The organism is Desulfovibrio ferrophilus, from assembly GCF_003966735.1.
Classification (GTDB): Bacteria; Desulfobacterota; Desulfovibrionia; order Desulfovibrionales; family Desulfovibrionaceae; genus Desulfovibrio_Q; species Desulfovibrio_Q ferrophilus.
In genome coordinates this window covers 667501-691700 of sequence record NZ_AP017378.1, presented here as the reverse complement: position 1 = coordinate 691700, position 24200 = coordinate 667501, and the positions used below count along the sequence as shown (strand labels likewise).

20 protein-coding genes and 2 rRNA genes (1 of these 22 running past the window's edge) are annotated in these 24200 nt (G+C 54.1%); 4 read left to right on the top strand and 18 right to left on the bottom strand.

Annotated features, from left to right (window positions below):
* Positions 1-3024, top strand: coding sequence for a formate dehydrogenase-N subunit alpha (fdnG, locus tag EL361_RS03180; protein ID WP_126376537.1), 3024 nt, complete (start codon positions 1-3; stop codon positions 3022-3024).
* A gap of 12 nt (positions 3025-3036) precedes the next feature.
* On the top strand, positions 3037-3768 hold the full coding sequence (locus EL361_RS03175; protein WP_126376535.1) for a 4Fe-4S dicluster domain-containing protein: 732 nt from the start codon (positions 3037-3039) through the stop codon (positions 3766-3768).
* 386 nt (positions 3769-4154) lie between these two features.
* Here the strand turns inward: EL361_RS03175 and murI are convergent, their stop codons facing one another.
* From murI to EL361_RS03135, 8 genes are read right to left on the bottom strand one after another with little or no spacing between them, the layout of a single operon-like run.
* Complete coding sequence (gene murI / locus EL361_RS03170) at positions 4155-4985, bottom strand: glutamate racemase (RefSeq protein ID WP_126376533.1); 831 nt, start codon at positions 4983-4985, stop codon at positions 4155-4157.
* Between the two features lie 46 nt (positions 4986-5031).
* Positions 5032-5346: a hypothetical protein gene (locus tag EL361_RS03165; protein WP_126376531.1), complete on the bottom strand. Its 315-nt coding sequence runs from the start codon at positions 5344-5346 to the stop codon at positions 5032-5034.
* A 2-nt stretch (positions 5347-5348) separates the two neighbouring features.
* Entirely contained in the window at positions 5349-5819 is a 471-nt protein-coding gene (locus EL361_RS03160; protein ID WP_126376529.1) for a MauE/DoxX family redox-associated membrane protein, read from the bottom strand.
* Entirely contained in the window at positions 5816-7552 is a 1737-nt protein-coding gene (locus EL361_RS03155) for a rhodanese-like domain-containing protein (RefSeq protein WP_126376526.1), read from the bottom strand. The genes EL361_RS03160 and EL361_RS03155 overlap by 4 nt, the downstream gene beginning before the upstream one ends.
* An 8-nt stretch (positions 7553-7560) precedes the next feature.
* Positions 7561-8094, bottom strand: a complete 534-nt coding sequence (locus EL361_RS03150; protein ID WP_172961616.1) for a peroxiredoxin family protein — start codon at positions 8092-8094, stop codon at positions 7561-7563.
* Position 8095: 1 nt separating this feature from the next.
* On the bottom strand, positions 8096-8812 hold the full coding sequence (locus EL361_RS03145) for a response regulator (protein ID WP_126376522.1): 717 nt from the start codon (positions 8810-8812) through the stop codon (positions 8096-8098).
* Between the two features lie 15 nt (positions 8813-8827).
* Positions 8828-10846: an ATP-binding protein gene (locus tag EL361_RS03140; RefSeq protein ID WP_126376520.1), complete on the bottom strand. Its 2019-nt coding sequence runs from the start codon at positions 10844-10846 to the stop codon at positions 8828-8830.
* Positions 10847-10874: 28 nt separating this feature from the next.
* Positions 10875-12116 (bottom strand): ABC transporter substrate-binding protein, encoded by a 1242-nt coding sequence (locus tag EL361_RS03135; RefSeq protein ID WP_232034860.1) that lies wholly within the window; start codon positions 12114-12116, stop codon positions 10875-10877.
* Positions 12117-12378: 262 nt separating this feature from the next.
* Between EL361_RS03135 and EL361_RS03130 the strand changes: the two genes are divergently transcribed.
* Positions 12379-13281 (top strand): helix-turn-helix transcriptional regulator, encoded by a 903-nt coding sequence (locus EL361_RS03130; RefSeq protein ID WP_126376516.1) that lies wholly within the window; start codon positions 12379-12381, stop codon positions 13279-13281.
* On the opposite strand, the gene EL361_RS03125 is transcribed toward EL361_RS03130, so the two are convergent.
* The 5 genes from EL361_RS03125 to EL361_RS03105 form a co-directional block, all read right to left on the bottom strand.
* Entirely contained in the window at positions 13278-13592 is a 315-nt protein-coding gene (locus tag EL361_RS03125) for a hypothetical protein (RefSeq protein ID WP_126376514.1), read from the bottom strand. The genes EL361_RS03130 and EL361_RS03125 overlap by 4 nt on opposite strands.
* Positions 13593-13730: 138 nt before the next feature.
* Complete coding sequence (locus tag EL361_RS03120) at positions 13731-14321, bottom strand: hypothetical protein (RefSeq protein WP_126376512.1); 591 nt, start codon at positions 14319-14321, stop codon at positions 13731-13733.
* A 152-nt stretch (positions 14322-14473) separates the two neighbouring features.
* Positions 14474-15784 (bottom strand): sensor domain-containing diguanylate cyclase, encoded by a 1311-nt coding sequence (locus EL361_RS03115; protein WP_126376510.1) that lies wholly within the window; start codon positions 15782-15784, stop codon positions 14474-14476.
* 100 nt (positions 15785-15884) lie between these two features.
* Positions 15885-16229 carry a hypothetical protein gene (locus EL361_RS03110; RefSeq protein WP_126376508.1) on the bottom strand — a complete coding sequence of 115 codons (345 nt, stop codon included), beginning with the start codon at positions 16227-16229 and terminating at the stop codon, positions 15885-15887.
* Between the two features lie 417 nt (positions 16230-16646).
* On the bottom strand, positions 16647-17690 hold the full coding sequence (locus EL361_RS03105; RefSeq protein WP_172961615.1) for an OmpA family protein: 1044 nt from the start codon (positions 17688-17690) through the stop codon (positions 16647-16649).
* A 278-nt stretch (positions 17691-17968) separates the two neighbouring features.
* Between EL361_RS03105 and EL361_RS03100 the strand changes: the two genes are divergently transcribed.
* Complete coding sequence (locus EL361_RS03100; protein ID WP_126376504.1) at positions 17969-19753, top strand: L-lactate MFS transporter; 1785 nt, start codon at positions 17969-17971, stop codon at positions 19751-19753.
* 136 nt (positions 19754-19889) lie between these two features.
* On the opposite strand, the gene EL361_RS03095 is transcribed toward EL361_RS03100, so the two are convergent.
* The 5 genes from EL361_RS03095 to EL361_RS03075 all read right to left on the bottom strand — a co-directional run.
* Positions 19890-20225: a hypothetical protein gene (locus EL361_RS03095; RefSeq protein WP_126376502.1), complete on the bottom strand. Its 336-nt coding sequence runs from the start codon at positions 20223-20225 to the stop codon at positions 19890-19892.
* 252 nt (positions 20226-20477) lie between these two features.
* A complete protein-coding gene (locus tag EL361_RS03090) occupies positions 20478-21107 on the bottom strand; it encodes a TetR/AcrR family transcriptional regulator (RefSeq protein WP_126376500.1) in 630 nt (209 codons plus the stop codon).
* A 107-nt stretch (positions 21108-21214) separates the two neighbouring features.
* On the bottom strand, positions 21215-21607 hold the full coding sequence (locus EL361_RS03085; RefSeq protein WP_232034858.1) for a DUF3568 family protein: 393 nt from the start codon (positions 21605-21607) through the stop codon (positions 21215-21217).
* A gap of 420 nt (positions 21608-22027) precedes the next feature.
* A 5S ribosomal RNA gene (gene rrf, locus EL361_RS03080) occupies positions 22028-22142 on the bottom strand.
* A gap of 47 nt (positions 22143-22189) precedes the next feature.
* Positions 22190-24200: ribosomal RNA gene (locus tag EL361_RS03075) — 23S ribosomal RNA — on the bottom strand (it continues 927 nt past the right edge of the window).

Here is a 24200-nt window from a genome sequence, read left to right as displayed (position 1 = left end):
ATGAAAATTTGTCGTAGAGGTTTTCTCAAGCTCTCCGCTGCGGCAGGCACCGCTGCAGCATTCGGTGGACTGGGCATCAGTCTGAAGCCCACCGTTGCAAGAGCCCAGCTCCTCAAGACCCGCTGGGCCAAACAGACCACATCAGTCTGTTGTTACTGTGCCGTCGGCTGTGGCCTGATCGTCCATACGGACAAAGCCAGCCTGCGGGCCATCAATGTCGAAGGCGATCCCGACCACCCGGTCAACGAAGGTTCCCTGTGCGCCAAGGGCGCATCCATCTGGCAGCTCGGTGAAAACAAGCGCCGGGTGAAGAACGTCCTGTACCGTGCTCCCTACAGCGATAAGTGGGAAGTCAAGGACTGGGACTGGGCTCTTGAGCGTATCGCCAAGCGGGTCAAGGATACCCGCGACAAGACCTTTGCCCGCAAGAATGCAAAAGGGCAGATGGTCAACCGCTGTGACGGCATCGCGTCCGTCGGTTCAGCGGCCCTCGACAATGAAGAATGCTGGGCCTACCAAAGCATGCTTCGAGCCCTTGGCCTGGTGTACATAGAGCACCAGGCACGTATCTGACACAGCGCAACTGTTGCGGCTCTGGCAGAGTCGTTCGGACGCGGTGCGATGACAAATCACTGGATCGACATCAAGAACAGTGATTGCGTTTTGATCATGGGCAGCAACGCTGCCGAAAACCATCCAATTTCATTCAAATGGGTCCTTCGGGCGCGCGACAACGGCGCGAAGGTCATCCACGTTGACCCCAGGTTCACCCGAACCTCCGCCAAGGCTGACATCTACGCCCCCATCCGGTCGGGCTCTGACATCGGCTTCCTGGGCGGCATGATCAAGTACATTCTGGACAACGATCTGATCTTCAAGGAGTACGTGGTCAACTACACCAACTCCTCGTTCATCGTTTCCAAGAAATTCAAATTCAATGACGGGCTGTTCTCCGGCTTCGACCCCACGACCGCCAAATACGACAAGTCCCAGTGGGCCTTCGAGTATGAGTCTGAAGGTATCCCCAAAAAGGACCCCACCCTCTCCCATCCCCGCTGTGTCTACCAGCTGATGAAGAAACACTTCAGCCGTTACACTCTGGACAAGGTGGAAAAGATCACCGGTACTCCCAGAAAGGACATCCTGAAGGTCTACAAGGCCTACACGGCCACCGGTAGACCCGACAAGTCCGCCACCATCATGTATGCCATGGGCTGGACCCAGCATACCGTCGGCGTACAGAACATCCGCTCCATGGCCATGATCCAGCTGCTGCTGGGTAACATCGGTGTGGCTGGTGGCGGCGTCAATGCCCTGCGTGGTGAATCCAACGTCCAGGGGTCCACGGACCACTGTCTGCTGTGGCACATCCTGCCCGGCTACCTCGGAATCCCCACGGCCTCTCTGGACAGCCTGGAGACCTACAACACCAAAAAGGCTGCTCCGCACCTCAAGGGTGCCAAGGACCCCATGTCCGCAGCCTGGTGGCAGAACTATCCCAAGTACATGGCCAGCTTCGTGAAATCCATGTACCCCTCTGCCGATCCCAACAAGGCCTACGAGTATCTGCCCAAGGTCGATAATGGAAAGAACTACTCCTGGCTGTATCTCTTCGAAGAGATGAGCAAGGGCGCGTTCGATGGCTTCTTCGCCTGGGGCCAGAACCCGGCCTGCGGTGGCGCCAACTCCAACAAGACCCGCGAAGCCATGGCCAATCTGGAATGGCTGGTCAACGTCAACATCTTCGACAACGAAACCGCGTCCTTCTGGAAGGGACCGGGCATGGATCCCAAGAAGATCAAGACTGAGTGCTTCATGCTGCCTTGTGCAGTCTCCATTGAAAAGGAAGGCTCCATCACCAACTCCGGTCGCTGGATGCAGTGGCGCTATCAAGGGCCCAAGCCCTGGGGCGACACCCGGCCCGACGGTGAGATCATCCTTGAGCTGACCAAGAAGATCAAAGAGTTGTACGCCCACGAAGGCGGTGCCTACCCCGAACCCATTCTGGGCCTGGGTACTCACCTCTGGGAGGACGCCCACGGCGAGTTCGGCCCTCACGAAGTGGCCAAGCTCATCAACGGTTACTTCACCCGCGATACCGAGGTGAAGGGCAAGCAGTTCAAGAAGGGCCAACTGGTTCCGAGCTTCGCGTACTTAAAGGACGACGGCTCGACCATGTCCGGCAACTGGCTGTACTGCAACTCATACACCGAGAAGGGGAACATGTCCGCCAGACGCGACCTGTCCCAGACCAAGGAACAGGCCATGATCGGCCTGTACCCGAACTTCTCGTGGTGCTGGCCCGTCAACAGACGCATCATCTACAACCGTGCATCCGTTGACATGAAGGGCCGCCCCTATGCTCCCAAGAAGCCCGTCATTCAGTGGTCCGGCGCCAAATGGATTGGTGACGTTCCCGATGGTGGCTGGAAGCCTGGTACCAAGTATGCCTTCATCATGAAGCCAGAGGGCCATGGTCACATCTTTGGCCCCGGCAGGGCCGATGGACCATTCCCCGAATACTACGAGCCTCTGGAGTGCCCGGTTCCGAACCACCCGTTCTCCAAACAGCTCAACAACCCCACGGCAGTGCAGTTCTCCAGCGAGTACAAGGCGGTCTGTGATCCCAAGTACCCGTTCGTATGCTCCACCTACCGTGTGACCGAGCATTGGCAGTCCGGTGTCATGACCCGCAACACTCCCTGGCTGCTCGAAGCCGAACCGCAGATGTTCTGCGAAATGAGCGAAGAGCTGGCCAAGGCGCGCGGCATCAAGAATGGCGAAAAGGTCATGGTGGAAAGCGCTCGCGGCGAACTGTGGGCCATTGCCATCGTCACCAAGCGCATCAAGCCCTTCAAGGTCATGGGCAACACAGTACACCAAGTGGGTATCCCCTGGCACTTTGGCTGGGTCTTCCCCAAGGATGGCGGCGATGCGGCAAACCTGCTGTCCCCGTCTGTCGGTGACCCCAATACCGGCATCCCCGAAACCAAGGCCTTCATGGTCAACGTCAGAAAGGCGTAAGGAGGAAATACCATGGATAAAACCTTCTTCATCGACCTGACGCGTTGCACGGCTTGCCGTGGTTGCCAAGTGGCCTGCAAGCAATGGCACGATCTGCCGGCTGAAAAGACCCACAACTTCGGGTCCCATCAGAACCCCGCGGATCTGTCCTTCATCACCTATAAACTCGTGCGCTTCAGCGAGGTCGAGGTGGGCGGAAAGCTGAAATGGCTGTTCTTCCCCGAGCAGTGCAGACACTGCATTATCGCGCCTTGCAAGGAAGTTGCTGATGGCTATAACGAACAGGCCATTCTGCGCGATGAAACCACCGGAGCGGTCCTGTTCACCGGATTGACCGAAACCTTGTCCGATGACGAGAAACAGGAAGTCCGCGAGGCCTGTCCTTATGACATCCCGCGCATCGACAAAGAGACCGGTCTCTTGTCCAAATGTGACATGTGCATCGATCGTGTCCACAACGGCATGAAGCCTGCGTGTGTTTCGATCTGTCCCACCGGAGCCATGAACTTCGGTGATCGTGATGAGATGCTGGCCCTGGCCGAAAAACAACTGGCCAAGGTCAAGAAAAGCTATCCTAAAGCGCATCTGGTCGATACCGACGATGTGAATGTCATCTACCTCGCCGAGGAAGACCCGAAACTCTACCATGAGTTCATGGCCGCCGACGCGAGCCCGAGCACGCCTACCATGGGTAGACGCCGCATGATGGCCAAGTTCCTCAACCCCCTGAGGAACCTGACATAAACACCTCCCATTAACTCTCAAAACGCCGCGGCCCGGATGACTCCCCCGGGCCGCGGCTCCTTTTTTGTCTCCAACACAACTCTCCATTTCCGTCAGACAGCAGGTGCCAGACGTTGACCAGGAAAAAGCTCTTGCCTACTAAACTAGTAGGATATAAGAACGGCTGTCGACGGCACCGACGGCATCCCCCCCCTCTTGCCACCTCAGTCGGAGCCGTCACGGGAGAGGCTTCCCAATTGCACTCCCACAACTCCCTGCGCCGCAGCCGATCACACACGGTTGCGGCGCTTTTTTATATGCACAGGAGGTCAGTGGAAACGACAACCACAAACGTATCCCCTTTCCATTGATTGGGAATTTTCTTGGTCGCGCGCAGGGAAGAAAGACTACAGATCGATGATAGTCACGTCACCCGGAGTCAGGTGGTCCCCCAGAAAAGTCGCTGCCACGCGGGCAAAACGCTGCGGGTCGTCAGTGGCCAGGAAACGAACGGAACCGGAACCCGTTCGAGGATGGTTCAAACCGTCATCCACGAGGCATTCCGACACTTCCTGAGCTGTAGTAGCGGCAGAATCGATAACAACCACCCCGTGCCCAGCAACGTGGGCTATGGCCGGGGCCAACACCGGGAAGTGCGTGCAACCAAGGACAATCACATCGGGGCGATCTTCGGGTGGCTTGGCATACAGAGGGTCCAGATAACGAGCCGCAACCCCCTCTACAATGGGTCCATCGGTCCAGCCCTCTTCGGCCAGCGCCACGAACAACGGACAAGCCAGAGAGGTAACCTGCATCTGAGGACAGAGCTCATGGATGGCGTCCTGATACGCCCCACCGCGTACGGTACTCTCGGTAGCCAACACGGCGATGCGTCGGGTCTTCGTCGCCAGACAACCGGCTCTCGCCCCTGGTCGAACAACACCGACCACGGGCAAATCAGGATAGGCTTCATTGAGCGGCGGCAAAGCCACGCTGGAGGCCGTATTGCAAGCCACCACCAGCATCTTCACCCCGCGCTCGACGAGTTCCTGAGTACATTGCAAAGCATAGCGTGCAATGGAACGCGGACTCTTGGTGCCATAAGGCAAACGGGCAGTATCACCCAGATACAGGAAGTCTTCATGGGGCAGGCGTTCACGTAGGGCCTTCAGGACGGTCAAGCCGCCAACGCCAGAATCAAAAACACCAATAGGGAGTGTGGTACGGTCCGTAGTCATGGGCAGGGTGTAGCGCTCAGATTACTGGAAGTCCAGCGGGTTTGGATTACCGAACCTGCCGGAACTCAAGATTCCCCACACTGGGTAACTCCAGCCGGATAACACCATCATCACCAATTTTACCGGGCAATACCCCCCCACTCTTGGTATGCAGCCAGACCTCTCCTTTCTTGATCTCCCAGGTCAGAGGCACGTCATCATCCTCGGTGGACCACAAGCCCTTGCCATCTTCCCCCAAAGTCAGACGGACAACGGCATCACCATTTTGGGCATGATAGAGGCCCGGGATGTCAGGTGCCTGAGCGCAACCAAGCAAAAGAGCAATCACGATCACCGCGCACAAGTTGCGAAGATTCATCATTCCTATAACTCCTCGACCTTCCAAGAATATCGATTCTCCAGATGGAAGACATTATCAAAAAAGAAAACGTGTACGGCCATTGCGAGCCACGTCAAATCCCGGACCACGGTCTTCCACGAAACTTCATCTTCCAGGCTGGTAAAACATCCGCAACCAATTGGAATCTCAGCTATAATCACATATCCAAGAGCCAGGGTGAACATGATAAGCATCACGCCAATAGCCAATATTGCGGATTTGCTGCGCACCCCTGCCACCAGCAGCAGTCCAGTCACTAGCTCAATCCACGGCATGAAGACAGCCATGGTATTCACCAGCCAGAAAGGAACGACCTGATACCCGGCTATGACTTCCGCAAACTCGGCAGGGTACTGAATCTTGTAGACACTGGCATAGATGAACAGCCCCCCCAGATAAAGGCGGAAGGCAAAGGCCAGATAGCGATGAGTCAGCAGCTTGCGGACCAGGCTCATTGCGCACGCTCCATAGGATACCCCCGTTCTTCCCAATCCTCGAGACCACCAGGCAGAACAAGGACACTCTTGAACTCACGCTTTTTGAACAGTTCGGCGACATCTTCATCGTAGCGCCGCGACATTGTACGCCCGTAGACGATAATGGGGGTCGCCAGTCCAATATCAGCAAAGCGCATGGAATACACGAAGTCGAACAGTGTGCTGGGCACGTTAACGGCCTCCTTGATGTGCGACTGGCGATAAAACTCTGCCGGACGCGCATCCACGACCACAGCCCCGGCCAGCATCAACTCGCGTGCATGGGTCACGTCCACCAATGGAGCCGGCTCTGCGATCCAGGATTCAGGGAACAGGTTCACACCGTTGGGATTGGAAAAGTTGAACAACAACCCGACAAGCAGGGACACGAGCAGGATGAACACAAAATCCGTTCGTCGCACCTGCGAAGAACGTGATGTTTCCCTGCGGATGATATCCAGAATCTTCTCGCGCGCCATTTCAACGTCGGAAAGCTCGAGCTTGCACTGGCTGACTTCCTCCAACAGGCGATTAAGCTCCTCATTGCGTTGGACAAGATCCTTGTTAAGTTCGTTAACCTCTTCAAAGTACCTGGCATTCTTCAGGAAGACCAAAAAATTACTGGTCAGTGCCTTGAGCAAATCGAGTTCGTCGGCAGCGTGTTCCTGATCGCCCAGGCATTGCCCCAACGCCAGGATGCCCTGAGTCTGCTCATCCACCGAAAAAGCCACGGCAACGTGCGGCTTGAAGGGGAATGTCCTGCCCTCGAGTACCTTCTTGCCCGTCAGCACTCGCACGCTCATGGGGATGGGCATCCGCTCGCTTTCGGTTTCAAAAAACCGAGCCAGTTCCGCCGCTCCCAGACCGTCAGCATTGGCATCAGCCGTCACTCCGCGCATCACCAGATGCGGAGTCTCTCCATGCAGATAGATTCCTCCCTGCCGTGCGGAAAAAGCCCCCATGGAGGTCAACAGAAAGGTGTCCAGAATGCCTCGGGTTTCCACAATGCCCGAAAGCTCGTTGGTCGCCTCATAAAGTGTATTGAGGTGAAACACCCGACGATCCACCTCGCGCTGAGCTTTGACGGTCAATCCCAACGCCTGCTCATACTCGGCGTTCTTGACGGCTAAATTCCGACTCAAAAGGGCCACAGCCTCTTCGGCTAGGGCATTCCTCAGGCTGGTGATCAACACCCCCACCAGGCGAGAGAGAAATTCCTCATCATCAGCCGTCGAACCACCTTCAACAAGATGCTGCCCAAGGGCCAAAAGTCCAGCCTGTTCCCCCGGCCCACACCAGCGAACCAGAGTTGCCACGCCATCAGGCAAAAAGGGCCAGGCATCAAGACCTGAGGTACTGATCTCCACTCGCCCATCAACATTCACACAGGAAGGTCCAAAAAGAGCCTCAGAGATGGATTCATCGCCCGAGACAAGGGCTGAAGCATCGACATCCGTGAGTCCTCGATGCGAAAATCGTGGTGCCCCTCCTGTGGAATCCATGCACATGGCAAAACCCATGGAAACCCCCAAAGGTCCCATGGTCATCAGCAGAAAGGTATCCAGAATGTGGGAGGGACTTGAGAGTGTGGCCAGCTCCCGCGCGGTATCGTACAACGCCTTCAGCTGAAAGAGCTTTCGCTCCTTGTCCGCAAGGACGCGCTCGGCCTGCTCCAAAGCCCGGGAAGGATCACTGGACGCAGAACTGACCACCTCGACTCCTAGAGAAAGGATTGAATAATCGTATAAAACTCGCCAAAGTCCGCGATTTTACCCAGATGCGCCCAGAGCACAGTCCCATCGGACTTGAGCAGCATGGTATATGGAGTTTTGGGTTCACCTAGAACCTTGTGCACCGCAAAGTCAGGGTCACGGATGATAGGATACACCGCATTGTATTGTTGTCTGACATGATCGACCTCCATCTGGGTCGCCCCACCAGCCACAGAGAATAATTTAACACGATCCCCCAGACCGGCCCTCTGGATACGCTTAAAAAGTTTGCGCACATCGGGGGCCTGCTGATGGCAGATGGGACAATAGACACCCGAAAATTCAAGGATGATCACATCAGCGCTAATATCACTCAAAGCAAATGAATCGCCATGCACCCCAAGGTAAACCTGATCGGATTCAAGCGGGGGCATGGGAATGGCAAAGCGCGGCAAAGTCGTCCCCGGTTCGGGCAGATTCATGGCCCCTGCACTGCCAGCAAAAAGCACCAGAAAAACAGCCAGCGAGATAGCGCGACGCATTCTAGCCCTCCAGGGCGGCAATGGCCTGTTCTTCAGTGTCATAGATGGCCGCAAATTTGGTAATGCCAACCATATCGAACACCTTTCGGAAATTTTCAGACAAACCGGCAATGGCTACAGAAGCACCCCGGCGCTCACTCTCGGACAAGAGCTGAATCAGAACAGCGATTCCAGCACCGTTGATGGACGAGCTTTCATCAAAATGCATAATGATCTTACCGCCATCAGACACTTTATCATAGGCCGAGACAAGAAACGGCTCCGAGCGTGAAGTCACATTACCGCGGACCTCAACGATGGTTACGCCATTGTCGCCATCCCGCACGTACACTTCCTCTTCTTTGTCCTGGATGAGTTGCAGACGTTCCTTGGCGCGTCTGAGTGCCGTATCCAAATCGTTTTTCTGAATTGGCTTATTGATGAAGTCCGTGGCGTTCAGATTCAGTGCCTTGATGGCAATATCCATGTCACCATGCCCGGTGATCACGATGACCTCGGTCAGCGGATCGATCTCCTTGATGCGCTTCAAGACCTGTAAGCCATCCATGCCCGGCATCTTTATATCCGTCAGCACAATGGGTGGCTTTTGGTCGATAAAGACCTCCAACCCTTCCTCGCCGCTCTGGGCGGTCAATACCTCAAAGCCATACGCTCCAAGAAACAACTGAAACATTGACAGAGTGGGTTTCTCGTCATCTATAACAAGGATTTTACTCATGCGGGCTCCTTTTCCCTATGCCGCGGGGGGAAACATCAACTTGAACGTTGTACCCGCGCCAATCTTGGATGTAACGGAGATTTCTCCTCCGTAGTCTTTCACTATTCCATACGAAATCGCAAGCCCCAGCCCCATCCCCTTTCCGGTTTCCTTGGTGGTGAAAAAGGGCTCGAAAATTTTATCAACCTGGGTCTGGTCAATACCCACTCCGGTATCACTGACGGCAATGGCCACCCTCCCATCCTCCTCAAAGGTTCGAATGGTGATCTGCCGCTCGCGGGGATCGCTGTCCTCGGGATCAGACCAGACATTGATGGCATCCCGCGCATTGGATACCAGATTGAAAAACACCTGTTGCAGACGATTGCCATGCGCCTGAATTTGCTTCAGGTCCTGGCCCAGATCAAGCTTCAGGGCGATGCTCTGCAATTCCATTTGGCGGCCAATGATCTTTTGAATGGCCCGCACCGGGTCATTGATATCCAACTTCTCCGGGGTAAGGTCCGACATACGGCCAAACTGGCGCAGAGTATTGATGATCTCCGTTGCACGGTCCACCTGCTCACTCATCTGCCCGGTCACCTGTTCCAACTGATCTTCGGGAACTTCGCCCTCTCCGCCCACAATCATGGACAAAAAGTCGCTGCCCATCTTGATGGCATTCAACGGCTGGTTCAACTCATGGGCGATACCTGCGGACATCTCGCCAAGAGTGGTCATCTTGCTGGCCTGAATAAGCTGGGCATCCTTTTCGATGATATCGGTAATATCCGTGGTGGAAACAATAAGCGCCTCATGACCGCCATAGGCGGTGGCCGACGCATGCATGTTTACGAAAAACGTCTGACCATCGGCCTTGCGGTGAATGGCCTTGGGATAGAACACACTACCGCCGTTATCAGCAGTAAGAGCCTCAAAGGATTTGAGCGTCCCCATTTCTCCTTCGGCTTCCAGGTCGAGGAATGACTTGCCGTGAAACTCCTGAAGCCCATAGCCATAAAGTTCCGAAGCCCGGGGATTCACGTCCAGAATATCCAAAGAGGAACGCTCAATCACAAAGATCGGATCCGGACCAGCATCAAACAGAGAACGATACTTGGCCTCGGATTCATTGAGCCTGTTCCGATACAGTTTGATGGAGCGAACCATGTAGGTGAACGAGTCTGCCAACTGTAGGACTTCGTCACCAATCTGCTTATGGCGAATAACACATTCTCGGCAATATGGCGGCTTTTTGGGCCGCGGGGCATCTTCCGAAACAGGCCCCATAGTCTTATCAACATGCCAGCATGGAAGATCGGAGTTATGATAAGCCGGGCAACGCTCCCCGCTCTCCTGGTCCACCAGCAAATCTTCGTATTGCTTGCCAAGGTCCAACTTGAAATTCAGATTGCCCTTGGAAATTTCATCCGACATCTTGATCAGCTTGGTCACAGGGAGTGTGATGTATCCGGAGATACGATGGCTGATCCAAAAAATGATCACAATAACCAAGGTGATGAATCCCAGGAAGGTAATGCGCAGCTTGGAGACCAGGTTATCAATGTGGCGCTGGTTCAGCCCCACATGCACAGTGGCGATGCGATAGATTCCCTCAAGCACGGGAACCGCGATATCCAGAGCCGTCTCCCCACCCATGAGTATCGGTCGGACACTGGGCGCCTGAACCTCCTCCGCCAGGAGGTTCGTCCCAAGAATTTCTCTGGGAAATGGACGGATAAACGTATGAGCCAAGACATCGACTTCCGGCCCCGCGACATAGATGTATGAAACCAGATCACGCCGTTCACCCAGCATACTGACATCAAAAATCAGCGCAGTGAGACTCGGGAAGTCACCATCCAACACATAACCACTTCCCCGATCCGCAACGGATTGGGCAATAGCCACGCCCCGGTGCTCTAACTCACTGGTCAGACTGGACAACAAAATCCAGCGGGCCAACAAGGCGATGATCACGCTAATGACCATGATCACTCCAAGAATGGAGAGGAAGATCTTGTTCTTCAGGCTGATATTTCTATATCGCTTCATAGGGGTCCACTGCCGGGCCAGAGCCGGGCTACTGAGCGGCCTCGTCGCCGAGAATGTTACTCTTCACATCATTCCAGTCGGTAATGAGCACGAATTTGCCATCAGTGAATCGCGTAAAATACACCCGGTCAAACCCCTGATGATCCTTGGCGGAGAAGGACAAGGTATTGGCGATTCCCAGAGAATAGTCCTGAATGGACTCCAGAGCCCTGATAAAACCCTCCCGCGTCAGATCCGGGCCGGCGCGCATCAACCCTTCCACCATGACCTTGGCATTGATGTATCCCTCAAGGCCGACGGAGTTGGGGCGCTCGTCCGGATAATACCTCCGCAGCAAATCAATATATTCCCCGGCTCCCCAGAGCAGGGTTCGGGATTCCGGAGATTCCGGCGGAGGAACAACCTGGGTGACGAAAACGTTTTCACCTTCTGCGCCCAACAGGCGAGCCAGTTCCTCGGCGCCCACGAAGGACACGTTATGAAACAGCGGAGTAAATCCCTGTTCATGAGCCCGCAGGATGAATCTGGCGCAGGGTTCATAGGTCCCGATCATGACCACTGCCTCGGCCTGAGAAGAAACGATTCGAGAGAGCCCTTCTTCGATGTCGGAAGTCCCCCGGGTGTAGGAACCACGAGCCACAGGGGTCAACCCGTATCGTTTGAGTGCAATTTCGGTCCCTTTGAGACCATCAAAGCCGTAGGCGTCATACTGATAGAAAACAGCGATGCGCCTGAAACCAAGGTCCTCAACAAAACGTCGAACCGCTTCTGCAGTCTCCTGGTAATACGAGGCCCGCACATTGATGATATAAGGCTGGAAAGGCTCGCGTAGCGCATTTGCTCCGGTGAACATGCCAACCAACGGAATCTTGGCCTGATCCACCAGTGGAATGATCTTTACCGTGGTGGGGGTTCCCACATAGCTGAACAGGCTGAAGACTTTGTCCTCGATGATCAGCTTCTGAGTGTTGGAAACACACAATGGCGGATCATATTTATCATCATAGGGAATGACGCGAATTGCCCTGCCATGCACCCCGCCCTGCTCGTTGATGTATTTCAGATAGCTCATGGCTCCGAGCATGGTCTGCTTGCCCAGATAACTGGCATGCCCCGACAGGGCCAGGGAGGACCCGATAAGAATTTCGGAGTCAGTCACCCCTGGTGGCGTCTGGGCAGGTCCATCGGCTTCGATTCCAGTCCTGTCGCACGCAACTGACAGGCCCAGGATAATGACAATCAGGATGGTCGATAAGAGCCGCTTGAACAAAGGACACCCCCCCTTCGGCCGTAGAACGACCAAAACGGATTTTTCAGTGGATTTCCGACACGATACCAGACTGCACAAACGGGTCAAGCCGTAGACTACTTGATCAAGATTGAGGCCAAGCCAACCTTGCATTTTCCAGACTTCATCCCCTTCATCGTCCTGTGTTGATTCGTGCCGACGAACCCGTTACAGTCCTGCCAATGGAATCGGCAAACCTCAATCGCCGTCAAAACGACTCAAACGCACCCTAGGGAGCCCCTGCATGAAAAAACTCCTGTCCACCAAGGAAGTGGCCCATAAACTCGGCGTCAACGAGAAGATGGTCTACACCCTGATTGCGGAGAAAGGTCTCCCCGCCTCAAAAGTTACTGGCAAATGGCTATTTCCAAGCCATCTGGTGGATCAGTGGGTGGAATCAAAAACCATCAACTACCCCGAACACAGCCAGCCCGAACCCCGCGAGGATCTGCTGGTCATCTGTGGCTCCAATGATCTGCTGCTGGAACGAACGCTTTCCCTGTTCATGGAATTGTACCCGGACCAGACCGCCGTTTTCGGGAACCTCGGCAGTCTAGGAGGACTCAAGGCCCTCAGGCGAGGTGTCTGCCACATGGCTTCCAGCCATCTGGCACAGGACAGCGGCGAGGAATACAACTTCTCCTTTGCACGGGAAGTACTTCAGGAGCTACCGGCAGTAGTCAATTTCGCACGTCGCGAACAGGGGATCATACTGCCCCCTGGCAACCCGAAAAAAATCGGCAGCATCGCTGATCTGGGCAGCAAGAACCTAACCGTTGTCAACCGACCGCTTGGAACAGGCACCCGCCTGCTTTTCGATAGAATGCTTGAAGCCGCAGAGGTCGATGTATCCAACCTGAAAGGATACGGCGATGAACTGCCCAAGCATATAGATGTCGGACTGGAAGTCCTGTCCGGGCGTGCAGATTGTGGCCCTGCCATTCGCCCGGTGGCGGGCCTTTTGGGATTGGACTTCATGCCTCTGGGATGGGAGCGCTTTGACCTGCTGATCCCCAAAGACCGTTTCTTTGACAAAGCGGTACAACTCTTCCTGAACATGTTGCCCGACAAGTCCATTCGCGAAATGGCCAGTACCATGAGCGGCTATGACCTGAGCATGACAGGAAAAATGATCTTCCCGGGCTAACCTTCGGTGTCATCCCCGGGGTGAAACGCTCCGAACAATTCCCTCACAAGGGGTTCATTGCCCTTGTCGTGAGACACGTAGTCCTGAACGTCCGAAAGAGCCGTAAAATGCAGATGGAAGTGCCGGACCCTGACCTTCTCGTAGCTATCCAGCACAAGCAAATATTCCCCATCAACCCTACGGAATAGGCGGTACTCGAAGACCGTACTCCTGCGAGCATCATGATCAACTTCGCGGGAAGCGGTGGAGAGGAGTTCCCCGGAAAATTCCAGGATGTCCCCGTTTTCCAGTTGGACTTTGACGTTATCCATAGCACTCGATGACCACCGGGACGATCAGCCCAACTGCTTCATGCCCCGGTGTGGAATTTACATCAATGTTGCCATAAAAAACAAAAAGGCGGAAGGCGCTTACGCCTTCCGCCCTGAAAAGAGACAGATTCGGGAGAGTTATTCTGCCTGACCGGACTCCACGGCAGGAGCTGCTGCTTCAGGAACCTGACCAGCCGGGGTCTCGACTTCAGGAACCACAATTGCAGGAGTATCGACGACCGGGGTGGCAGGCACCGCAGGAGCAATCTCAGCTTCCTGAATAACCTCAACCTGGACCTGCTGCATCAGCTCAATGGCCTGCTGCAATCTTGCATTCTGGCCCTCACCATCTAGCTGCGTGCTCAGATAGGCAGCACGTTGAGCCATCTCCTGAAGCATGGTGCCCATGACCATTTTCTTGGCCTTCAGAGGCAATCCTTCCAAGGTGACCAGACGATCCTCAACGACGTTCATCCGCCCGCCAAGGGCATCAACGTCGTTCTTCAACACACCCAAGTTATCCACTCGAGTGGACAGGCCGGAAATATTCTGATTCAGGCCAAAGAAAAACACGACAAGCAAAACGACAGACAGAATCGCCACAAGCAGGGCGACTTTGCCCATGTCCCGGCTGGTCTTGTCTACGGCCTCGGCAGCTTGCGGCTGTACAGCCGCTTTCTGCTCTTCGTTATTCTCACCAATAAAATGTACATTTTCAGCAGCGCTCATGGGATCCTCCAGGGAAAAATGAACTGTCACTCGCAAGAGCGAATCATATAGGCAACAATAGGTCGCAAAGCAAGCAAAACATGCGCCACAACCTATATATAAATATTCATTTCAGTAGGTTGGATAGCAACTCAACATTTCAAACCACTGGTTCATCCAGGTGATGAAAGCACAACCCTGTTCCGGCCAAGATGCTTGGCCTGATACAAGGCTTCATCCACCCGCTTGAGCAATGACGAGGTGGATTCCCCCGCAGTCGCCTGGGCCACGCCAAAGCTGGCGCTGATCACCTGGGGAACACCTGGAAAATCGTATCCTTCTACCTTACGCCGCAGCCGTTCCGCCACACGGTTTGCCCGGCGGTGGTCCGAATTGGGAGTCAGGACCATAAACTCCTCTCCACCCCAACGCGCCAGCACGTCCGAACTGCGTGCGTTGTTCAGAACCAGCTTGGTCAACTCCTTGAGGACAACGTCGCCCACGTCATGGCCCCATTCGTCATTCACACGCTTGAAATGATCAACATCGAACATGATCACCGAATACTGGCTGCCTCCGTGGGTAGCAGTCTTTTCTAATTCGGCCAGCATATCCATGAACCGGCGACGGTTGAGGGCTCCAGTCAGTGGATCCGTGGAGGCTTCGTCCATCAAGGCCCGCTTCTCATCCTCCAGTTCGGTTACATCTGCCAGTGTCAAGAGATAGCGCCCTGGGGTTGGAAATTCCTTGAAGGCAATCATGAAAGAGGACAAACGCCTGGAGGGATCGCGCAGATTGGGGATGGTCAGCATTCGCTCCCGGTCCAGCGGGTCCTCAATGACGCTCCTGAGCCAGCCATCGCCCCCGGGCCACGGTTCATTGTCCAAGTCCTGAATAAAATCACCTATCTTGGCTCCTGTCCGGGAGAAATCCTCAAAGGTCGTGAAGCCCAAAAAGGCCAGCATACCTTCATTGACATAAGAGACCTCTCCATCTTCAGCCAGCAGGACAAAATGGGGCGAAGTGTCCATAATCAGTCGCACCGCACCATCAGCAGCTTCCAACTTACGCCGCAGTTCCACATTGCGCACGGCGCTGGCAATAGCCGGGACCAAGACATCTGGCAGTAAAGGCTTCAAAAGCAAACGATCGGCATCTTGTTCGGCAGCCTTGAGCAGCAGCCCCGGTTCTTCGACTCCGCAGGCCAACAATATCGGAATATCCTGCATAGCAGTTCGAATCTCCCGAATCAGCCTGATGCCATCAAGATCTGGAGCCAAAATGTCCGTAATCACGATATCGACGGGATTATCCTTCATGAAGCCAAGAGCCTGATCGACGGATTCCGTGACTTCGATATCCGTCACCATTCGGCTCAGAATAGCAGCGGCCTGCTCGCGCGCCACTGGGTCGGCATCCACATACAGCACGGTCACATCATGCATCGATTGGGAATGCCGGTCATCCGTCTGGTCCACACTCATTATTGCTCCCTGTTGCCCAATGACAGGGCTGAATATTCAATATAGCACAAGGGCGCGCTGTTTGCTCCATGCGGTGAGCCCACCAGAAGGGTGGACACTCTTAATTGACCCAGCGCCCCGCCACAAATCTAAATATTTCGGTCACCTTCAATCTTCCAACTCGCGAAAAAGGCCCCTGTTGCGCCTTATCGTGCGTTTCTCCATGCCCTTCAAAATGGTGCTCCTCATATTTAAGGACACCAATATAGCTACACGACGGAGAGGAGGACGGCTTGACCTTCAACTGCATGGAATCAGTTGCTATTTTGGTAAAACTGGCGACATAGCCACTATGAGCGGACGCGATATCCATATTCGCATCCGTATGCCGCAGGCTGCGACCAATCTTGACCAGCCAGTCCCTGGCAAACAATTCAAAATTATCACTGGCAGTTCGCAACGTCACGACCCCTTTCAATGCAGGGCGCCGAGTCGCTGCAGGAGATCCCGGGGGAGCTGAATGAGAAAAGCGTGGTTTGATCTGAGGACTCGGTTGAAAGAATTTCCAGGAGGGGTCGAAATCCTGTCCCCATTGCTTATCCGGGGCCCGCTCGGTGAGCAAAGGCGAAAAAGCATCCCAGTTGCCATCAAAATCGCGAGCCCAATCCTTGTCTGGCGCACGCGAAGTCAGCAGTGGACCTTGGGCCTCGGAAGCTTGTTCCCCGGAGTTGCAGCCACAGAGAGTTGCGGGCAACACGAGGACACACAGGGCAAAGATGAAGATTTTCCGGCTCAGCATGGGGCATTTTACTCTGAGCGCCCCGCTCGGGCAATGAAAAAGGCCCGGAGCCTTTCGACTCCGGGCCTTGCTTCGAAATTCCAGTTACTTGAGGAACACCTCAACCCTACGGTTCAGCTTGCGTCCTTCCTCGTTGTTGTTGTCATACTTGGGCATGGACTCACCCATGCCGGAAGTCCCAAGCCTGACAGCAGGAACACCCTTGCCCACCAGATACTGCTTAACGGATTGCGCACGGCGTTCGGACAGGCCCTGGTTGTAGGCATCGGGACCGATGTTACAGGTATGCCCTTCCAAAATGGCCGGACGGTCGGCATTCATGAGCATCTCAGCGGCCTCATCCAGAATAGGCATCACGTCGTCCCGAATCTTGGCAGAATCGAAATCAAAGGGAATGCGCAGTTCGATGACTTCATCGACCTTCTCCATAACGACAGGAGCAGGAGCGGCATCGGCAACTTCATCATAGAAGACATCGCGCACAAACTGGTCCATAGCGGCGCCGTCAGCCAACAGGGCCGGGCCTGAGGCAGACACGGAACAACCGGACAAGGCGGCGATATCATCAAGGATCTTCTGTCCTGCGGCAGTATCCGCAAAGGAAACTACATGGAAGCAGAGACGGCCTCGGGCAGCCTGATACAGGGTCGTAGCTTCGGCAACAGGATCCATCCCCTCGTTGCTCACGCCATCGGAAAAAATAATCACGGCGACCTTGCCATTCATCCCTTCCAGCGCAGGAGCCAAGGCGGAAAAACCATCACCCATGGGGGTCATGCGACCAAAGATTGGAAAATCTTCGCTCAGACTTCCCGCAGCTTCGGCAATCTGGGTCTTGCCATACTTGCCCTGCCACTTGTGCTCAAAGGGGGCAAAGGTTGCCATTCCGGCTTCATAGCCCAAGGCAGGAATCTTCTCATTCATGCCCAGCAAGACCTGCTTGGCAAGAGTGATCTTCTTCACTCCTTCTGCTTCATGGCGCATGGCCATGGACCCGGAGTAATCCGTAAACAACACAAAGCCGTCAACCTTGGGGACCAGCTTGGCCTGAGCCGAGCCTGCGCCGAGCATCAGCACCACACCGATGGCCAACGCGGCGAGGATAAACATGCATTTCATTCTGCTCATAATCATTTCCTCAGCATTTTAGAATTGTTAAGATATTACCCATAAGTGGGTTGAAATTCGCCAAACAAGGTTCATAATACCCAATACGTGAATTGAATGAAAGGGTTTTGAATAATTTAGTGACTACTCCACAGACCGCCCGGAAGGAACCGTTCACCGATTTCCCACTGCCTTCTGGTATCATTCCATTTATTTGATTAGCGCCGGTGCGGGGACAGGCCTCGCGCGCCCGGTCGATAGACGCGGCACTTTCTCAATTACGAAGGAGCACTCTCTCCATGTCCACCGATTCCGTCATGAACAGATGGCTCGTCGTCCTTGGCGCGATCCTGATCCAGCTCTGCCTGGGGGCAATCTATGCATGGTCCGTCTTCACTCCTGCACTCATCAATGCAGGCTGGACCAAGCTGCAGACCCAAATCGTCTTTTCCGTCGGGTTGGTGACCTTTGCAGCGGTCATGGTCTGGGCAGGGCGAAAACTCCCCGAATGGGGGCCTCGCAAACTTGCGTGGCTCGGTGGTGCGGTTCTTGGCTTGGGGTACACCCTGGCAGGCTTATTTGGGCCAACCGACTTTCTGACCGTAACTCTCTTCATTGGCATCATCGGCGGTGCGGGTATCGGCATCGGATACGTTGTTCCCATCGCCGTGGGCATGCGCTGGTTCCCAGACAAAAAAGGAATGATCACTGGCCTTGCCGTTGCCGGTTTCGGTTTCGGAGCCATGCTCTGGGTCAAACTGGCCGGGGCCTGGGGCCACCTCATTGCGGACATCGGCCTGGGCGGCACTTTCACGGTCTACGGTGTTGCCTTCACGGGCCTGGTCCTCTTGGGTGGCATCTGGATGGTTTTCCCTCCTCCAGGGTGGACTCCCGAGGGCTACATTCCTCCCAAGCCCACCAATGACAACAGCGCGGGCACTGGGACATCGGATTTCAGTGTTGGTGAGATGCTCGAAACACCTCAATTTTATCTCATTTTCCTGACCTTCGTCATCAGCGCAGGTGCCGGATTGATGTCCATTGGCCTGATGAAGCTCTATCCCATGGAAGCTTTACAGGCAGCAGGTCTTTCCAAGGCCGAAGCCAGCGGAGTAGCAGGAACGGCCATGGCCGTTTTCTTCAGTATCATGAATGGACTGGGACGCATCGCCTGGGGCATCATCAGCGACAAAATCGGACGCAAACGTTCCATTCTGATCATGACAACAACTCAAGGGTTCTTTGTCATTGCCTTCACCTTCATGGCCGGGCAAGAGCACATGCTCTACCTCGGAGCTGCACTCATCGGCTTCAACTTCGGCGGCAACTTCGCCCTGTTCCCCACCATCACGGCAGACACCTTTGGCACCAAACGCGTGGGCCAAAACTACCCGTTTGTTTTCCTCGCGTACGGTGTGGGTGGTATCCTTGGACCAATCCTCGGCGGCATGCTGGGTGACATGGGGAACTTCCCCTTGGCATTCACCACCTGTGGTATCGCATGCATCATCGGAGCTGGCTGCATAGCCCAGGTCAAACCAGCCAAGCGTGCCGAGGCCGAATCCGACCTTGGCCCCGAGGACGCCATACCTACCCGACCTCAGTGCACAGGCCTGACCTTCCGCGATTTGCATGAAGAGGATGCCCCGGCCATCTGTGGATTCCCCAAGACCGAACGGGAACTGATGTATATGTTCCCCAAGATCGCCCCGCCCCTGACAACCAAGCAGTTGTTGGTCATGGCAGAACAACGCCATGCGCCCACCGTGGCGCTGTGCGAAGAAGACCTTGCAGGATACGCCAATTTCGTATCCTGCGCACATGGAGGAGTTTGCGAAGTGGGCAATGTTGTCGTGGCACCTAAATTCAGACGCCAAGGTGTTGGGGCCTATCTCATGGAAATCATGGAAGAGAAAGCAAAAGCAGACTTTAAATCCGACCGTCTGAGGGTCCGCTGTATCAGTGAGAATACTGCGGCACTGCTCTTCTATGGCAGGCTTGGTTTCCAGCCCGTGGGGATGGATACCCGCGAGGCCCCGGACGGCCGCACTTTGGCCAGGATACAACTGGAAAAAATGCTCTAGCCACCAATTCAGCAAAGAAAAGCCCCGTTGTTTCAGTAGCGGGGCTTTTCTCATACACTGCAGATCTATGACCAATCCTGCTATTGAACTAGAACTTGAAACACTTTAGTACAAATCAAAAAGCCTTGTACTCCCACTATTGTGTGGCCTTGTCGGCATCCTTGAACCACCAGTGATCACGGGGTATCTCAACCAGCATGTCCGCATCGATTTCTGGCACCGCAAAGATAATCACGAGATCTTCACTCTCCTCCAGCCAGTACATTTCACCCGTCAGGCGCTTGGTGATCTCATGATCGAACAAGCCCAACTGCGACGCAATGTCTTTGACCGCAAGGCCGATGGTATACTTGGCGTTGTCGCTGAAACTCACGTCGGTCAGATGGACCTTGTGCGCTCCTGCAAAATGCTTGTGGAATGCAGACCCGGAATCCTCAAACGCTTTCGATGCATGGCTAATGGCGTCGCGCATGGCCGCCTCCTTCGGCTAGGACGGGACGACATCCTGGTCCCGAAGAGGGACCGCCCCGTCTAGTTCAATGCTAGCAACTGCGGTGCCACAATCGATTTTCAAATGAATTTCAGTATTGTTAAGAAAACGCCAGGGCAAATTATCCCGACAAAAACAGTCCGACTCAAATATTCGACACTGAATGAGCACAAAATCGCCTCTCTCTAAGCCAAAATTAAATTTCACTATCTGTTGGAACGTTACGCATATATTCTAGGATTCAGATAACGCTCTGGTCAGCATCAATTCAATTGTTCTCTCGATGCGTTCCCAACCGGCATCAGATTCAAGATCGACTCCGCCGATGGACTTCAGGCGCGTTGACAGAATCCCGGTTCGTGATACTGCCAGAGCCATCAGCAGAATCACAGCTGGCAAATCTATATCTGGCGGTGGATCGTCCCCCAGAATCTCCTCAAAGAATTCAAGTGCACGACGTTCACGGATATACGCCAGAGCATGAGTCAAAAGGCAAACCTGCCGCCCTTCTTCCGCCATAACGGCGAGAGTCCAAGGGCGACGCCGAAGAGCTCGAAGATAATTCTTAAAGAAGACCGACATCTGATCACCCAAGGGTCTCTTGCTCAACTCTTGAGGATCACCACCAGCTAACTCGCTAATGGGTGGCCAAAACCGATCAGACATGGCGAAATCATCAAGAACGTGTGCAAGCCCACCAAACAGACGTGTAATCAGAGCCTCATCAACTTTTGCCTGGATGGCAATTGCAGACAACGTAACCTTGCACGGTCCTCTTTTGGAGATCACTTCACCTGTGGCCTCAAGGATTCGATCGCGCAGTTCTTGTGGAGCCGTAAGGGATATGACTGTTCGTGCTGGCATTGGTAACCTCTCAATGGATGTCTTCCCTCAATGTAAGTCCTGCTTACCGCCAGTCAAAAAAAAAGCCCGCCAAAGCGGGCCAGATCAAACAGAAGTCATATGCAAAACTACAATTCTTTCTCGATCCTGGCCAATACACGTTCAGAGGCAACCTTGTCGCCCAGATAACCAACACGTACAGCAATCTCGGTTACTCGGGGATTTTCGCTTTCCAAATCGATCCAAACCTCGGAATCACCATCAAGCGCCTTGATACTCGCATCAGCAAGATGGCGCTCTCTGGATTGAATCTTCAAGCCTAGAGACTGACAAGCATCAACAGATGCATTGTACGCCACATCAAGATCCACGTTATAGACCTTCTTGCCCCAGCCTGAAACATAGACATATGTCCCACCACCAGCCATGCCAGCAGCGACAACGGCACAGCCACTCAGGCCAGCTAGAGCTAACAAGACAAGTAAAATGGACATGTTTTTTCTGATAGATTTCATCTTCATGAGATTCTCCTTGTATTCAGAACCACCAGTATCTGATTTCAATGGCACTCTGATTCGCTGTGATTTCTACCAGTTGACGCGCTCAGTGTAAACAAGCCTCCAGACTGAATGATCAAGGGAACACAGTCACTGCGAGTTATAATATAGCCATGCCAAGGCTTAATGATTGGATTCAGTTGCACCTCACAGCACCCCTCTGGAGCCCGTGATGCCTGGACAAGAGGCCTATGCCTGGCTGACCGCGCTTATGGCCGTGGCTGGCGTAACGGCCCCAATCAAAGCGTTCCTCCCCCCGGCAGAACACCTGACAGACACGTTGATCACCGTCGTCGCAACTTTCATTTTGCACTGTAGGTAAGGCTGTCTCCAACGCAGAAAGGCCCACAAGCTTGTTAGCTTGCGGGCCTTTCCAAAAGAGAGTCCTGGCACCGGCCTACTTTCCCACTGACTACTCAGCAGTATCATCGGCGATGAAGGGCTTAACTTCCGAGTTCGGAATGGGATCGGGTGTACCCCCTTCTCCATGGGCACCAGGACAAATATATTAGTTAATAAGGAAGGATGTAGTTGTTCTATAGTAAAGGAGTTAAGACTCACGACCTATTAGTACCGGTTTGCTGAATACATTGCTGCACTTACACATCCGGCCTATCAACGTTGTAGTCTTCAACGGGTCTTTAGGACTTGCGTCAGAGAGACCTAATCTTGAAGCAGGCTTCCCGCTTAGATGCTTTCAGCGGTTATCCTTTCCGAACATAGCTACCCTGCGATGCCGTTGGCACGACAACAGGAACACCAGAGGTTCGTTCACCCCGGTCCTCTCGTACTAGGGGCAACCCTTCTCAAGTCTCTTACGCCCACAGAAGATAGGGACCAAACTGTCTCACGACGTTTTAAACCCAGCTCGCGTACCACTTTAAACGGCGAACAGCCGTACCCTTGGGACCTGCTCCAGCCCCAGGATGTGATGAGCCGACATCGAGGTGCCAAACCGCGTCGTCGATGTGAACTCTTGGACGCGATCAGCCTGTTATCCCCGGCGTACCTTTTATCCGATGAGCGATGGCCCTTCCATTCGGAACCACCGGATCACTAAGACCTACTTTCGTACCTGCTCGAGATGTCTCTCTCACAGTCAAGCTCCCTTATGCCTTTGCACTCAACGGCTGGTTTCCAATCAGCCTGAGGGAACCTTTGCGCGCCTCCGTTACTCTTTGGGAGGCGACCGCCCCAGTCAAACTACCCACCAGACACTGTCTCCCACCCGGATTACGGGTTGGGATTAGACTCCTAGACTATCAAGGGTGGTATTTCAAGGGTGACTCCACCAATACTGGCGTACCGGCTTCAAAGTCTCCCACCTATCCTACACATGATAGCCCAAAAACCAATGTCAAGCTGTAGTAAAGGTGCACAGGGTCTTTCCGTCTTTCTGCGGGTAGACGGCATCTTCACCGCCAATTCAATTTCACTGAGTCTCTGGCCGAGACAGTGCGGAGATCGTTACGCCATTCGTGCAGGTCGGAACTTACCCGACAAGGAATTTCGCTACCTTAGGACCGTTATAGTTACGGCCGCCGTTTACCGGGGCTTCGATTCAGAGCTTCGGGCGAACCCTAACCCCACCTCTTAACCTTCCGGCACCGGGCAGGCGTCAGACCCTATACGTCGTCTTACGACTTCGCAGAGTCCTATGTTTTTAGTAAACAGTCGCCCCCGCCATTTCTCTGCGGCTCCAATCAGCTATCCAAGTAAATGGGTCACCAATCGGAGCACCCCTTCTCGCGAACTTACGGGGTCATTTTGCCGAGTTCCTTAGCCAGAGTTCTCTCAAACGCCTTGGGTTACTCACCCCACCCACCTGAGTCGGTTTACGGTACGGTCTCATAGAGCTAAACTTAGAAGCTTTTCTTGGCAGCATGGAATCAATGGCTTCAACATAAATGTCTCGGCATCGCGCCTTGGCCTTAAAGAGAACCGGATTTACCTAGCTCTCAAGCCTACACGCTTACACCAGCTATTCCAACAGCTGGACCATCTATCCTCCTGCGTCCCTCCATCGCACACTCTATAAGGTACAGGAATATTAACCTGTTTCCCATCGACTACGCTTTTCAGCCTCGCCTTAGGGGCCGACTAACTCTGGGCAGATTATCTTTACCCAGAAAACCTTGGGTTTACGGCGAAAGGGTTTCTCACCCTTTTTATCGTTACTCATGCCAGCATGTTCACTTCTCATTAGTCCAGCAGGCCTCACGGACTACCTTCATCCCAAATGAGAACGCTCTCCTACCGCGCGTAGTAAAACTACGCACCCGTGGCTTCGGTGGTATGCTTAGCCCCGTTACATTTTCGGCGCGAAATCATTAGACCAGTGAGCTATTACGCTTTCTTTAAAGGATGGCTGCTTCTAAGCCAACCTCCTGGCTGTCTAAACGATTTCACTTCCTTTCCCACTGAGCATACACTTCGAGACCTTAGCCGACGGTCTGGGCTGTTTCCCTTTCGACCATGGACCTTCGCACCCATAGTCTGACTCCCAGGATGAAACTAACGGCATTCGGAGTTTGATAGGGGTTGGTAAGCGGGTAAG